This window comes from Actinomadura viridis (assembly GCF_015751755.1).
In the GTDB taxonomy this organism is placed as follows: Bacteria; Actinomycetota; Actinomycetes; order Streptosporangiales; family Streptosporangiaceae; genus Spirillospora; species Spirillospora viridis.
This window is the reverse complement of sequence record NZ_JADOUA010000001.1, coordinates 2,334,387-2,348,332: the sequence shown is the minus strand read 5'-3', so window position 1 is coordinate 2,348,332 and position 13,946 is coordinate 2,334,387. Positions and strand designations below refer to the sequence as shown.

General features: G+C 73.0%; 10 protein-coding genes. 5 read left to right on the top strand and 5 right to left on the bottom strand.

Features of this window, described 5'->3' with window-relative positions:
• Nucleotides 1-21: 21 nt before the first annotated feature.
• The 3 genes from rny to recA all read right to left on the bottom strand — a co-directional run bounded on the left by rny (nt 22) and on the right by recA (nt 4,539).
• A complete protein-coding gene (gene rny, locus IW256_RS10475; RefSeq protein ID WP_197010772.1) occupies nt 22-1,596 on the bottom strand; it encodes a ribonuclease Y in 1,575 nt (524 codons plus the stop codon).
• Between the two features lie 475 nt (nt 1,597-2,071).
• On the bottom strand, nt 2,072-3,253 hold the full coding sequence (locus IW256_RS10470) for a regulatory protein RecX (RefSeq protein ID WP_197010771.1): 1,182 nt from the start codon (nt 3,251-3,253) through the stop codon (nt 2,072-2,074).
• A gap of 155 nt (nt 3,254-3,408) precedes the next feature.
• Complete coding sequence (gene recA, locus IW256_RS10465) at nt 3,409-4,539, bottom strand: recombinase RecA (RefSeq protein ID WP_197010770.1); 1,131 nt, start codon at nt 4,537-4,539, stop codon at nt 3,409-3,411.
• Between the two features lie 165 nt (nt 4,540-4,704).
• On the opposite strand from recA, the gene IW256_RS10460 reads away from it, so the two are divergent.
• The 4 genes from IW256_RS10460 to IW256_RS10445 all read left to right on the top strand — a co-directional run bounded on the left by IW256_RS10460 (nt 4,705) and on the right by IW256_RS10445 (nt 7,906).
• Nucleotides 4,705-5,565: an ATP-grasp domain-containing protein gene (locus tag IW256_RS10460; RefSeq protein WP_197010769.1), complete on the top strand. Its 861-nt coding sequence runs from the start codon at nt 4,705-4,707 to the stop codon at nt 5,563-5,565.
• A gap of 203 nt (nt 5,566-5,768) precedes the next feature.
• Complete coding sequence (locus IW256_RS10455) at nt 5,769-6,146, top strand: hypothetical protein (RefSeq protein ID WP_231403731.1); 378 nt, start codon at nt 5,769-5,771, stop codon at nt 6,144-6,146.
• A 3-nt stretch (nt 6,147-6,149) separates the two neighbouring features.
• Nucleotides 6,150-7,310, top strand: coding sequence for a glutathionylspermidine synthase family protein (locus IW256_RS10450; protein ID WP_197010768.1), 1,161 nt, complete (start codon nt 6,150-6,152; stop codon nt 7,308-7,310).
• 137 nt (nt 7,311-7,447) lie between these two features.
• Nucleotides 7,448-7,906: a DUF350 domain-containing protein gene (locus IW256_RS10445; protein ID WP_231403730.1), complete on the top strand. Its 459-nt coding sequence runs from the start codon at nt 7,448-7,450 to the stop codon at nt 7,904-7,906.
• An 18-nt stretch (nt 7,907-7,924) separates the two neighbouring features.
• On the opposite strand, the gene IW256_RS10440 is transcribed toward IW256_RS10445, so the two are convergent.
• The gene (locus IW256_RS10440) at nt 7,925-8,119 is read right to left on the bottom strand and encodes a DUF3046 domain-containing protein (protein WP_197010767.1); all 195 of its coding nucleotides are present in this window, start codon (nt 8,117-8,119) and stop codon (nt 7,925-7,927) included.
• Between the two features lie 104 nt (nt 8,120-8,223).
• On the opposite strand from IW256_RS10440, the gene IW256_RS10435 reads away from it, so the two are divergent.
• Nucleotides 8,224-12,879 carry an ATP-dependent helicase gene (locus IW256_RS10435; RefSeq protein WP_197010766.1) on the top strand — a complete coding sequence of 1,552 codons (4,656 nt, stop codon included), beginning with the start codon at nt 8,224-8,226 and terminating at the stop codon, nt 12,877-12,879.
• On the opposite strand, the gene IW256_RS10430 is transcribed toward IW256_RS10435, so the two are convergent.
• Entirely contained in the window at nt 12,800-13,729 is a 930-nt protein-coding gene (locus IW256_RS10430; protein WP_475652140.1) for an EamA family transporter, read from the bottom strand. The two genes, IW256_RS10435 and IW256_RS10430, sit on opposite strands and share 80 nt — an antisense overlap.
• Nucleotides 13,730-13,946 lie beyond the last annotated feature (217 nt).

The following is a 13,946-nucleotide window of genomic DNA, read 5'->3' as shown; positions in this document are numbered from 1 at the left end:
GGGGCGTCAGCGCGCGAGGCGTCAGCGCGCGAACTCGATCGCCCGGGACTCCCGGACGACCGTCACCCTGATCTGCCCCGGATAGGTGAGCTCGCCCTCGACCTGCTTGGCGATGTCCCGGGCGATCACCTGGGCCTGGATGTCGTCGACCGAGTCGGGCTTGACCATCACGCGGATCTCCCGGCCGGCCTGCATCGCGAAGACCTTCTCCACGCCCTCGTGCTTCTCGCGGGCGATCTCCTCCAGCCGCTCCAGCCGCTTGACGTAGGCCTCCAGGGACTCGCGGCGCGCGCCCGGCCGGCTGCCGCTGATGGCGTCCGCGGCCTGGGTGAGCACCGCCTCGACCGTGCGGACCTCGACCTCGTTGTGATGCGCCTCGATGGCGTGGACGACGTCCTCGTCCTCGCCGTACCGCCGGGCGATCTCGGCGCCGATCAGCGCGTGGCTGCCCTCGACCTCGTGGGTGAGCGCCTTGCCGATGTCGTGCAGCAGCGTGCAGCGCTTGGCCAGGTCCACCGGGAGCCGCAGCTCGCTCGCCATGATCCCGGCGATGTGGGCCGACTCGATCAGGTGCTTGAGCACGTTCTGCCCGTAGGAGGTGCGGTAGCGCAGCTGCCCGAGCAGCGTGATCAGCTCCGGGTGCATCTCGGTGATGCCCAGCTCGACCAGCGCGTCCTCACCGGCCCGCACGCACAGCTGCTCGACGTCGCTGCGGCTGCGCTCGTAGACCTCCTCGATCCGCTGGGGATGGATGCGGCCGTCCAGCACCAGCTTCTCCAGGGTCAGCCGTCCGACCTCCCGCCGTACCGGGTCGAAGCAGCTCAGCAGCACCGCCTCGGGCGTGTCGTCGATGATCAGGTTGACGCCGGTGGTGGACTCGAAGGCGCGGATGTTGCGGCCCTCGCGGCCGATGATCCGCCCCTTCATCTCGTCGCCGGGCAGGTGCAGCACCGACACCACCGACTCGGCGGTCTGCTCGCTGGCCACCCGCTGGATGGCCAGTGTGACGATCTTGCGGGCGCGCTTGTCGCCCTCCGCCCGGGCGGCGTTCTCGATCTCCCGGGTGATGGGGATGGCCTCCCGCTTGGCCTGGTTCTCCAGGGCGGCGACCAGCTCGGCCTTGGCCTCGTCGGCGGTCAGGCCGGCGGTGCGTTCCAGCACCCGCCGGCGTTCCTGCTCGAGCTCGCCGATCTCCTCCCGGCGCGTCTCCAGCGCACGCCCGGTCTCGGTGAGCCGGTCGGACCACTCCTCGAGCCGCCGTACCTCGGCGTCCAGCCGCTGCTCGCGTTCGGCCAGGCGGGTCTCCCGGCGCTCCAGGTCCTCGCGCAGGACGCGCAGATCGTCCCGGAGGGTGCGGGCCTCCTGCTCCAGCTCGCCACGGGCGGCGGCGACGATCTCCCGGGCCTTCGTCTCGGCCTCGGTGACGACCTCCTGGGCGTCCGCCCTGCCGGCGGCTCTGATCTCGTCGGCGTCCCGCTGCGCCCGGCCGAGCTCGTCCTCATCGGGTCCGGCGGGGGCTCCGGGCCGCCGCAGCACCACGATGACGAGAGCGACCAGGGTCACCAGAAGTGCGGCACCCAGCAGGACGCTCTCCATGAGGCAGACCCTTCCTCGCCCGCGGGCCCCGTCGGAGGTCGGAGCCCTGAAGTGCGAGGATTTACCCGCGTCCCGGCGGACCACCGCACGCCGGCACATACCCGGCGGCGGGTACGCGGCACCGGCCGGGCGGCGACATCTGTCGCCCGGCGGCTGCGACCCCTCTGCCGAGGTCGGCCAACGTTGGTCCTCTATGCCCTCTCAGCTGCGCGAACGTGCTCGGTCGTATGGCAATCCGCAGTGCGCGGAGTAACTCCTCACTGCCGTAACGGTAAGCGGCACGGAGGTAATGAGCAAGCAAACGTCGGGCAATCCGGACTAACCGCACGGGCCCGTGAGGAATCCCTTACCGCCCCTCATCGCCCCTACCTGGCCGATCGCAGTAAGGACCGCCCGCCGCCCGCGTCAGGCACCCGCGTCACTCCCCCGGCGTGTCGCCGGGAGCTTCGCCCCACCCGCGGTGCCGGGCGGCGCCTCAGTCGGGGTCCACTCCCTCCGGAAGATCCTCGACGTCGGCCCCCTCTTCTTCGAGGACCTCCCGTACGACGCGGTAGGCCATCCCGGGCGGGTATCCCTTGCGCGCCAGCACCCCGACCAGGCGCCGCGTCCGCTTGGCCGGTTCGACACCGCGGGTCGCCGCCGCCTTCCGCGCGATCAGCCGCCGCGCGGTCTGCTCCTCCTGGTCGCCGTCCAGCGTCTCCACCGCGTCGCTGACGGTCTCCTCGGCCACGCCCCGCCGCCGCAGCTCGGCCGCCAGAGCGCGCCTGGCCAGCCCCCGCCCGGCATGCCGGGACTGCACCCACGCCTGCGCGAACGCCTCGTCGTCGATCAGCCCGACGTCGGTGAACCTGCCCAGCACCCGTTCGGCGACCTCGTCCGGAATCTCCTTGCGCCGCAGGGCCTCGGCCAGCTGCGCCCGCGTCCGCGGCCCCCTGCCGAGCAGCCGCAGGCAGATCTCACGGGCCCGCCCCTCGGGATCGGCCCCCTCGTCACGCCTGGACGGCTCGCCCTGCGCCTCCGGCGCGTCCCCCGGCTTCGGGGCGTCCTCCGGCTTCGGGGCGTCCTCCTCCCGGCGCCGGCGACGGGAACGCCCACCCGTGCGGCTCTCGCCGCCGCGCTCGCCCGTCCACGGGTCGCCCTCCGCCTTCCGGCGGCCTGCCGAGCCGGAACGTTCGCCCGGCCGCCCGCTCCGCTGCCCGCCCGTCCCTTTCCGGGGCTTGCGCGCACGGGGACCGGCGTCCTCGCCCGGCTCCTGTTCGCATTCCGGACGCTCGCCCGTCCCGGCCTCACCGGCCGCCCGGCCTCCCGCGCTCCGGGCCTTCTCCGGCGTTCGCCCTCTCGGCGGGAGTTCGCCGGGGACCTCTGCCTCCGTCGCTTCCGCCCATGGGTCACGCGTGCCCGGGGCACCTCCCGCGGCAGGGGCGGGTGAGGTGCGCCCGCCGGTGCCGGGAGCCTCGGCCTTCCCCTCACCTGCCGCCGCGGCCGGTCCCTCGGTGGGGTCGGACGTCCAGGCGTCGCGGGCCCAGTCGGCGGCGAACGGGTTGGCGGGCGGGGGGTCCTGGACGGTCCAGGGCGGCGGTTCCCGCGGTTCGGGGTCCTCGTCGGCGGCCCACGGGAATCGCGGGGCCGAGGGAGGATCGTCCTCCGGCCGGGTCATGATTCCGTGCCTTCGGGAGCGGCGGCGCCATCGGGGAAGGTCCGTGCACCGACCGGTCGGTGACGGGCAAGGCGCCGCCGCCCTTCATACGAGATCATTCCCGAACCTCTGTCAAGAGTCACCCTGATCGACGGAATCACCGCCGGAAACCGACATCAGGAGTCGCCCGGCTTGGGGGTCGTCTTGGCCTTGCGCGTGGTCGCCGACGCGGCCCGCGTGGTGGTGGCCGCGGCGGGCGCGGGCGACGGGGAGGCGGGAGCGGCCGCGGCGGGCTCGGCCTCCTTGTCCACCTTGGGACCGATGCCCAGCTTCTCCTTGATCTTCTTCTCGATCCCGTCCGCCATGTCGGGGTTGGCCTTGAGGAAGTTGCGGGCGTTCTCCTTGCCCTGGCCGAGCTGGTCGCCGTCGTAGGTGTACCAGGCGCCGGACTTGCGGACGAAGCCGTGCTCGACGCCGAGGTCGATCAGGCCGCCCTCACGGGAGATTCCCTGGCCGTAGAGGAGGTCGAAGTCGGCGACGCGGAAGGGCGGGGCCATCTTGTTCTTGACGACCTTGACGCGGACCCGGTTGCCGACGGCCTCGGTGCCGTCCTTGAGGGTCTCGATGCGGCGGACGTCCAGGCGGACCGACGCGTAGAACTTGAGCGCGCGGCCACCGGTGGTGGTCTCCGGCGAGCCGAACATGACGCCGACCTTCTCGCGGAGCTGGTTGATGAAGACGGCGGTGGTCTTGGTCTGGTTGATCGCGCCGGTCAGCTTGCGCAGCGCCTGCGACATCAACCGGGCCTGGAGGCCGACGTGGCTGTCGCCCATCTCGCCCTCGATCTCGGCGCGGGGCACCAGGGCCGCCACGGAGTCGATGACGACGATGTCGATCGCGCCGGAGCGGATCAGCATGTCGGTGATCTCCAGCGCCTGCTCGCCGGTGTCGGGCTGGGACACCAGCAGGGCGTCGATGTCCACGCCGAGCTTGGCCGCGTACTCGGGGTCGAGCGCGTGCTCGGCGTCGACGAACGCGGCGATGCCGCCCTTCTTCTGCACGCTGGCCACGGCGTGCAGCGCGATGGAGGTCTTACCGGACCCTTCCGGCCCGTAGACCTCGACGACGCGGCCACGGGGAAGTCCGCCGATGCCGAGCGCGATGTCGAGCGAGATGGACCCGGTGGGGATCACCTCGACCGGCGCCCGCGCCTCCTCGCCCATCCGCATGACCGAGCCCTTGCCGAACTGCCGCTCGATCTGGGCGAGTGCGGTCTCGAGCGCCTTCTCCCGGTCGTTCGCTGCCATGAGGTGTGCCCCTTTGTTCCGTCTTGCGTTTGTCGGAGGCGACGTTACGGGGCGCCACCGACAGTTCCCGCCGCCGACTTTACCGAACATCCGTTCGATCATGGTCGTGACCGAGGATTTGCCCGTGAATCTCCGTGTACGCTGGCGCCGTCACGGAGGAACATCATGACGCTGACCGTCCTCTTCTGCGTCGATCCGCTCCGCCCACGGCGCGTTGACCCCCACTTCGCCCGCGAGGCCGCCGCCGTACGGGATCACTACGGCGAGATCGCCCTGGTCGATCACGACGCGCTCCGGCGCGGGGACGCCGAGGCGGCGCTACGGGCCGTCCCCCGGGACCTGGGCCCGGTCTGGTACCGGGGCTGGATGCTGACCGCCGGCGAGTACGCGGCCATGGCCGGTCTGCTGAAGAAGCGCGGCACCGTGTTGCTCACCCATCCGGACGACTACCGGAGGGCGCACGAACTCCCCGGATGGCATGACACGTTCGCCGGTCTGACGCCGCCCAGCGTGTGGCGTCCGCTCTCTCCCGGGCAGGACCCGGGTGACCTGGGCGAGCTGGTGCGCCCCCTGCGCGGCGGGCCCGGCGTCGTCAAGGATTACGTGAAGTCGCGCAAGCACGAATGGGACGAGGCGTGCTTCGTCCCGGACATGAACGATCCCGCGCGGCTGCGCGGCGTGGTCGTGAAGATGATCGCACTGCAGGACGAGTTCCTGGCGGGCGGCGTGGTGGTGCGCGAGTACGAGCGGTACGTGGGCGACGGCGAGGCGCGCGTGTGGTGGGTGGACGGGGAGCCCGCCCTGGTGGGCCCGCATCCCGACAGCCCGGACGTGGAGCCCGACCCCGAGCTGGCCGCGGTGGCGCCGGCCGTGCGGGCGCTCGGCTGCCGTTTCATCACGACCGACCTGGCCCGCCGGGCCGACGGGGAGTGGCGGGTCGTGGAGGTCGGCGACGGGCAGGTCAGCGATCTGCCGTCCACGGTCGATCCCATGGACCTGTACGCCCATCTCCCGGTGCCGGATTGAACATCTCCCGGTGCCGGATCGAACCGGAGATCGCCGGATTCCACGGTGATGGGGAACGGGACGCATGTCCCTTCCGTCCAAGGTTCGACCACCTCTAAGCTATGGCTTCGCAACCGAGCGTTCCCTTTCGTCAAGCGCGCGTCGTGCCGCCTCGCGGAATCGATCGGTCGCCAGTCACCTCGTCGTCGAAGGACGTGTTCGCCTTGCCCCCACAGGAAAAGAAGCGTCGGCTCAGCTCCCGGGCTGTCAAGATCGGCATGGTCAGCGCGCTGTCGCTGACCGTCGCCGCCTGCGGGTCGAAGACCACGACGGCGTGGTGCGTGGACCGGTACGCCCCGGCCACGGGCAAGACCAAGGGCGGTTACCGGGTCGTCTCCGACTACTTCTGCGACACCCGCGACATCGAGCGCGGGACCGTCTCCTACGGCCGCTACTTCTGGTACTACGGCGGCAAGCGCGAATCGAACGGTTACGTCACCGGCGGCAGCTCGTACGGGCCGAGCAAGGGCAAGATCAAGTCCAGTGGCGGGACCACGCTGAGCCGGGGCGGCTTCGGCGGCGGCGGCAAGAGCGGGAGCTGATCCGTGCGGCGAGCGCGTTCGGCCCCGCGTGAGGACTGGGCCTCGAAGGTCGAGGGGCACGGGCTGGCGTTCCACAGGACCGCCCATCCGGCGCACCTCCCCCGCCCCTACTGGGACGAGTCGGTGCACTACGTCTTCGAGATGGACGAGGTCCTGGCGCTGGAAGAGGTCGTCGAGGAGCTCCACCGGATGTGCCTGGAGGTGGTCGAGCACGTCGTGACCACCGGGCGCTATCACGTGCTGGGCATCCCGGACTGGGTGGCGCCCCTCATCGAGGAGTCGTGGCGGCGCGGCGACCCGCACCTGTACGGGCGGTTCGACCTGTGCTACGGCGGGACGGGCCCGGCCAAGCTGCTGGAGTACAACGCCGACACCCCGACGGCGCTGGTGGAGAGCGCGGTCGTCCAGTGGTTCTGGCTGCAGGAGGCGTTCCCGGGGGACGACCAGTGGAACTCCATCCACGAGCGGCTGGTCGACCGCTGGAAGGAGATCGGCGCGGGGCTGGGCGACGACGGGCCCGCGCACTTCGCCTGGACTCACGGCGACGAGACCGGCGAAGAGGTCATGACGATCGCCTACATGCAGGAGACCGCCGAGGAGGCGGGCCTGCCCGGTGTGGCGATCGCCATGGAGGACATCGGCTGGGACCCCGGGCGCCGGCGTTTCGTGGACCTCAAGGAGCAGGAGATCCGCACGCTGTGCAAGCTCTACCCGTGGGAGTGGATCGTCAACGAGCCGTTCGGCCGTAACATCCCCGGGACGCCGACGAAGTGGATCGAGCCCATCTGGAAGATGGTGCTCTCCAACAAGGCGTTGCTGGTGCTGCTGTGGGAGCTGTTCCCCGGGCACCCCAACCTGCTCCCCACGTACCTCAACACCCCGTCCGACCTCACCTCCTACGTGCAGAAGCCGCTGCTGGGGCGGGAGGGGGCGAGCATGCGCATCGTCACCCCGGACGGCAGCGAGCAGCGCACCCAGGGCGACTACGGCAGGGAGGGTTTCGTCTTCCAGGAGTTCTGCGCCCTGCCCGATTTCGACGGGGAGCACCCGGTGCTGGGGGCATGGGTCGTCCATGACGAGTCGGCGGGTCTCGGCATACGTGAGACCTCCGGGCTCATCACCGACGACACCTCCTCCTTCGTCCCGCACCGAATCCCTGTGTAAGCCCGTCCCGTGCAAGGCGGTCCCGTGTAAGTCCGTCCCCGTGCAAGTCCCTCGACCTGTCCTCTCTGTCCTGTCCTCTCTGCAAGGCGTCCCACCAACCCCTGACCCGGTGGACGCGCGTCCCGCTAAGGAGATCCATGAGAACGCTGGCGAACGACGAGAGCCTCGGCCAGATCCTGCTGGACGGCACGGGGGCGCTGCTCGCCTACGCCGCGGTCGGCCTGGTGCTGTTCGTGGTCGGCTTCTATATGACCGATCTGGCCACGCCCGGCCGGCTGATCACGGTCATCCGCGAGCACCGCAACCCCAACGCCACGCTGCTCGCCTCGGCCTCGACGGTCGGCGTGGGCCTGATCGTGGCGGTCTCGATCTTCGCGGCGGGCGGGGACCTGCTGGAGGGGCTGACCCGGACGCTGGTGTTCGGCGGGGTCGGCATCGTCGCGATGACCATCGCCACGCTGATCTTCGACCGGCTGGTGGGGATCAGCATCAAGGAGCTGGCCGACGACGCCGAGGACCGGCTGGAGCCCGCCGCGGTCCTGCTGGCGGTGGCCAACCTGATGATCGGTTTCGTCACCGCCGTCGCGGTGTACTGAGCGCGGGGGCGGGCGGCGTCAGCGGAGGCGCTGGGGCACGTCGAAGGTGGCGACGACCGCCTGCCACACCTTCTTGGCGGGCTCTCCGTCGGCGAGGGCCCGCTCGATGGTCCGGCCCCCGAGCTCGGCCATGACGTGGTCCTTGGCGACGCTCTCCGCGTAGCCTTCGCCGAACTGCTGGTTCATCCGTTCCCAGAACTCCGTGAGCCGCACACGACCACGCTATCCGAGGCCGCAGGGTCCCGGGCCGCCGTCGCGGTCGTGTGATGACGGCCACCGGGGGGCGTTCTGTCGGCGCCGGCGTGCAGGATGGGCGTATGAGCGTTGACGTGCTCGAACGCTTCTCCCCCGCCACGCGGGCGTGGTTCACCGGGGCGTTCGCCGTGCCCACCCCCGCGCAGGCGGGGGCGTGGGAGTCCATCTCCGGTGGGGACGACACGCTGGTCGTCGCCCCCACCGGGTCCGGCAAGACGCTGGCGGCGTTCCTGTGGTCGCTGGACCGGCTGGCCGCGGAGGAGGCGGAGGCGCCCGATCCCCGGCGGCGCTGCCGGGTCCTGTACGTCTCGCCGCTCAAGGCGCTGGCCGTCGACGTCGAGCGCAACCTGCGGGCGCCGCTCACCGGGATCCGCCAGGCCGCGCGGAGGATGGGGCTGCCCGAGCCGGACGTCCGCGTCGGGATCCGGTCCGGTGACACCCCCGCCGACGAGCGCCGCCGGCTGGCGACCCGGCCGCCCGACATCCTGATCACCACGCCGGAGTCGCTGTTCCTGATCCTCACCTCCCAGGCGCGCGAGTCGCTGCGGGGCGTGGAGACGGTGATCGTGGACGAGGTGCATGCCGTGGCGGGCACCAAGCGGGGCGCTCACCTGGCGCTCTCCCTGGAGAGGCTGGACGCGCTGCTGGAACGGCCCGCGCAGCGGGTGGGCCTGTCGGCGACCGTGCGGCCGGTGGAGGAGATCGCGGCGTTCCTCGGCGGCACCCGCCCGGCCCGGGCCGTGCAGCCGCCCTCGGACAAGGTCTTCGATCTCGACATCGTCGTCCCGGTCGAGGACATGGGCGACATGGCGCGGTTCGTGGACGACTCGGGGACGGCCGACCCGCGGCAGCGCAGCATCTGGCCGCATGTCGAGGACCGGCTGCTCGACCTCATCGAGGGGCACCGTTCGACGCTGGTCTTCGCCAATTCGCGCCGGCTGGCCGAGCGGCTGTGCGGGCGCCTGAACGAGCTGGCGTACGAGCGCGCCGCCGGTCCCCTGCCCGAGGCGGGCGCGCCGGCCGAGACGATGGCGCAGGCGGGTGCGGCCAAGGGGGCTCCCGCCGAGATCGCGCGGGCGCACCACGGCTCGGTCTCCAAGGAGGAGCGGGCCGGGATCGAGGACTCGCTCAAGCAGGGCCGCCTCCCGGCGGTCGTGGCCACCTCCAGCCTGGAGCTGGGCATCGACATGGGCGCGGTGGACCTTGTGGTGCAGGTGGAGTCGCCTCCGTCGGTGGCCAGCGGCCTGCAGCGGGTGGGCCGGGCGGGCCACCAGGTCGGGGCGGTGTCCAAGGGCGTCATCTTCCCCAAGTACCGCGGCGACCTCGTCCAGACGGCCGTGGTGGCCGAGCGGATGCGCGCCGGGCGGATCGAGGAGATGCGCTACCCGCGCAACCCGCTCGACGTGCTGGCGCAGCAGATCGTGGCGATGGTCGCGATGGACGAGTGGACGGTGGACGAGCTGGAGTCGGTGGTCAAGCGGGCCGCCCCGTACGCCACGCTGCCCCGTTCGGCGCTGGAGGCGACGCTGGACATGCTCGCCGGGCGCTATCCGAGCGACGAGTTCGGCGAGCTGCGTCCCCGCCTGGTCTGGGACCGGGTGGCGGGGGTGCTGCGCGACCGCCCCGGCGCCCAGCGGCTGGCGGTGACCAGCGGCGGCACGATCCCCGACCGGGGCCTGTTCGGCGTCTTCCTCGTGGGTGAGACAGCGTCGGCCCGGGGGACGACCCCCGGATCCCCCGGCGGCTCCCGGGTGGGCGAGCTGGACGAGGAGATGGTCTACGAGTCGCGGGTGGGGGACGTGTTCGTGCTGGGTGCGAGCTCGTGGCGGATCGAGGACATCACGCCGGACCGGGTGCTGGTGTCCCCGGCGCCCGGGCAGCCGGGCAAGCTGCCGTTCTGGCACGGCGACGCCCTGGGCCGGCCGGCCGAGCTGGGGCGGGCGCTGGGCGCGTTCACCCGGGAGCTGGTGGGGTTCCCGGACGGCGAGGCCCGCGCGCGCGTCGCCGCCGCCGGCCTGGACGAGCGGGCCGCCGCCAACCTGGTCTCCTATCTCGCCGAGCAGCGCGAGGCCACCGGGCATGTCCCCGACGACCGGACCCTCGTCGTCGAGCGGTTCCGCGACGAGCTGGGCGACTGGCGGATGGTGGTGCACTCGCCTCTCGGGGCCCGGCTGCACGCCCCCTGGGCCCTGGCCATCGCGGGCCGGCTCCGCGAGCGGTACGGGGTGGACGCGCAGGCGATGCACGCCGACGACGGCATCGTCATCCGGATCCCCGACATGGACGAGCCGCCCAGCCTGGAGCTGGCCGTCTTCGACCCCGACGACATCGAACGGATCGTGGTGGACGAGCTGGGCGGGTCGGCGCTGTTCGCGGCCCGTTTCCGGGAGTGCGCGGCCCGCTCGCTCCTGCTGCCGCGGCGCCGTCCCGACAAGCGGGTGCCGCTCTGGCAGCAGCGGCAGCGGGCGGCTCAGCTGCTGGCGGTGGCGAGCAGATACCCCTCGTTCCCGATCGTCCTGGAGACGATGCGCGAGTGCCTCCAGGACGTGTTCGACGTCCCGGGGCTGGTGGGGCTGATGCGCGACCTGTCCGGCCGTAAGGTGCGGCTGGTCGAGGTGGAGACTCCCGAGCCCTCCCCGTACGCGCGTTCGCTCCTGTTCCACTACGTGGGCGCGTTCATGTACGAGGGCGACTCGCCTCTCGCCGAGCGCCGCGCCCAGGCGCTCGCCCTGGATTCGGCGCTCCTGTCGGAGTTGCTGGGCCAGGCCGACCTGCGCGAGCTGCTCGATCCCGAGGTGGTCGCCGACACCGAACGCGAGCTGCAGCGGCTGAGCGAGGACCGCCGCGCGCACGGGCTGGAGGGCGTGGCCGACCTTCTGCGCGGGCTGGGCCCCCTGACCACGGCCGAGATCGCCGAGCGCACGGCCGCGCCGGGCACCGCCGCGCGGGCGGGGGACGGCGAGGGGGCGGCGTCCTGGCCAGCGGAGCTGGAGACGGCGCGGCGTGCCGTGCGCGTGCGGATCGGGGGCCGTGAGCACTGGGCGGCGATCGAGGACGCCGGGCGCCTCAGGGACGCGCTGGGGGTGCCGTTGCCCGTGGGCGTTCCCGAGGCTTTCCTGGAGCCGGTCGACGATCCCCTGGGCGACCTCGTCTCCCGGTACGCCCGTACGCACGGCCCGTTCCGGGCGAGTGCCGCCGCCGCGCGCTTCGGGCTGGGCCCGGCCGTGGTGGTGGAGACCCTGCGGCGGCTGTCGGCCGCGGGACGCGTGGTGGAGGGCGAGTTCCTTCCCGTCGAGGCGGTCTCGGGCCCGTTGACGAGCGAATGGTGCGACACGGGGGTGCTGCGGACGCTGCGGCGCCGTTCGCTCGCCCGGCTGCGCGCCGAGGTGGAGCCGTCGCCGCCCGAGGCGCTGGGCCGTTTCCTGCCGGTGTGGCACGGGATCACGGGGGGTTCGCGGCTGCGCGGCGTCGACGCCCTCGTGCAGGCCGTCGAGCAGTTGCAGGGGGCGGCCGTGCCCGCGTCCGCGCTGGAGACCCTCGTCCTGCCGTCCCGCGTCCCGGGCTACTCCCCCGCGATGCTCGACGAGCTCACCTCCGCCGGTGAGGTGGTCTGGGCCGGGCAGGGCGGGCTTCCGGGCGGTGACGGCTGGGTGTCCCTCTACCTGGCGGAGACGGCGCCGCTGCTCATGCCGGAGCCGGCCGAGATCACCCTGACGCCGGTGCACCGGGCGGTGCTGGACGCTCTCGCGGGAGGCGGGGCGCTGTTCTTCCGCACGCTCTCCGACCGGGTCAACACGGGGCTGCGGGCCGGTTCCGGCGGTGACCGCGCCGCCACGGACATCGTCACCGACCAGGATCTGGTCGCCGCGGTGTGGGACCTGGTCTGGGCGGGCCGCCTCACCAACGACACGCTGGCACCGCTGCGCGCGGCCCTGGGTTCGGGGCGGCCCACGCACCGGTCCCGGACGACCCGGCGCGGCCGGCCCGTCCTCCCGTCCCGGACGGGCCCGCCCACGGTGGCCGGGCGGTGGTGGCCGCTGCCCGAACGCGAGACCGAGGCGACCCTGCGGTCGCACGCCCTGGCCGAGGCCCTGCTCGACCGCCACGGCATCGTCATCCGGGGCGCGGTGGCGGCCGAGCACGCCCCCGGCGGGTTCGCGGCCGTGTACCCGGTCCTGCGGGCCTTCGAGGAGAGCGGGCGCTGCCGGCGCGGGTACTTCGTCGAGGGCCTGGGCGCGGCGCAGTTCGCGTCGGCCGGCGCGGTCGACCGCCTGCGCGCCCTGCGCGCCCCGGCGGCCTCCCCGCCGGATCCCTGGGAGACGTCGCCGGCGCGGGACGGTGACCGCCGCGCGCTGGTCCTCGCCGCCGCCGATCCCGCGAACCCGTACGGCGCCGCCCTGCCGTGGCCGGTCCGCGGCGACGAGGTGGCCGGCGGCCACAAGCCGGGGCGCAAGGCCGGGGCCCTGGTCGTGCTCGTGGACGGGAGCCTGGTGCTCTACGTCGAACGGGGCGGGCGGACCCTGCTGACGTGGGACGATGCCGCGGAGGCGCTGCAACCGGCCGTGGACGCGCTCGCCCTGGCCGTACGGGAGGGCGCGCTGGGCCGCCTGACGGTCGAGCGCGCCGACGGTGAGGACATCACCGGGTCGCCTCTGGCGTCCGCTCTGGAGGCCGCGGGTTTCCACCCGACGCCCCGGGGTCTGCGGCTGCGGGCCTGACCCGTCCGGGTGCCCGGCCCGCCCGCACCAGGGGGACGGCCAGGGCGCAGACGGCCATGCCGGCCAGGGACGGCGCCGGGAGGGCGCCGCCGAACATCAGCCAGGCCCAGACCAGGGTGGCGGGAGGGGTGAGGTAGAGCAGCCCCGAGACCCGGGCGACCCCGCCGCGGGCGAGGTTGATCCAGTACAGCCCGTACCCGCCGAACATGGCCAGGACGATCAGCAGGACGATCGCCGTCCAGAAGCGCGGGTCGGCAGGCGCCGCCAGCTCGCCGGTGGCCGCGGCGAGCGCGGTGAAGCAGGCCGCGCTGACGATGGCCTGGATCGCCAGGGCCTCGACGACGCCCGCCGAGGGGCGGGTGCGGCGTTCCGTCAGGGTGGCGGCGACCAGGGCGAGCATGGCGCCGGCCGGGAGTGCGTACGCCCAGGCGGGGACGCCGGGCCGGGCGGCCAGGTCGCCGCTCACCACCAGGCCGACCCCCGCCAGGCCGAGGCCCAGGCCCGCGACCTGCTTGCGGGTGAGGGGGTCGCCGAGCAGCGGGACGGCGAGGGCGACCGCGACGATGGGCTGGAGGGCGCAGAGCAGTGCGCTGGTGCCCGCGGGGACGCCCTGCTCGGCGGCGGCGAACACCCCGTACAGGTAGCCGCACTGCCCGAGCAGGCCGATCACGGCGTGGAGCCCGAGGTCGCGCAGGGGGATCCGGCTCCGGCGCCACAGCAGCCAGGCCGCCAGCAGGACGGCGGCGGGGAGGAACCGCCAGGCCAGCAGCGTCGAGGCCGGAGCGGCGCGGGAGCCGAGTTCGGCGCCGATGAACCCGGAGCTCCACATCACCACGAAGGCCCCGCCCAGCAGGACATCGGTACGGCGGCCACGCGGCGGCGCCCCGGAAGCGGCGGACGAGCCAGGCGAGGCAGCCGACGCATGGACGGGCGAGGCAGGCGAGGTAGACGAGACGGACACGGCGGTCGGCACCACCCTCCACATAGGTATACATACCGGTATAGCAACCAGGATATCTATACCAGTATGTATACTTGCGGTGTAGTCCCAGGGAAGGGAGACGGGA

Excerpts from the sequence above, each read along its gene's own strand:
- rny (WP_197010772.1), bottom strand. The coding sequence starts at position 1,596 with ATGGAGAGCGTCCTGCTGGGTGCCGCACTTCTGGTGACCCTGGTCGCT.
- IW256_RS10470 (WP_197010771.1), bottom strand. The coding sequence starts at position 3,253 with ATGACCCGGCCGGAGGACGATCCTCCCTCGGCCCCGCGATTCCCGTGG.
- recA (WP_197010770.1), bottom strand. The coding sequence starts at position 4,539 with ATGGCAGCGAACGACCGGGAGAAGGCGCTCGAGACCGCACTCGCCCAG.
- IW256_RS10460 (WP_197010769.1), top strand. The coding sequence starts at position 4,705 with ATGACGCTGACCGTCCTCTTCTGCGTCGATCCGCTCCGCCCACGGCGC.
- IW256_RS10445 (WP_231403730.1), top strand. The coding sequence starts at position 7,448 with ATGAGAACGCTGGCGAACGACGAGAGCCTCGGCCAGATCCTGCTGGAC.
- IW256_RS10435 (WP_197010766.1), top strand. The coding sequence starts at position 8,224 with ATGAGCGTTGACGTGCTCGAACGCTTCTCCCCCGCCACGCGGGCGTGG.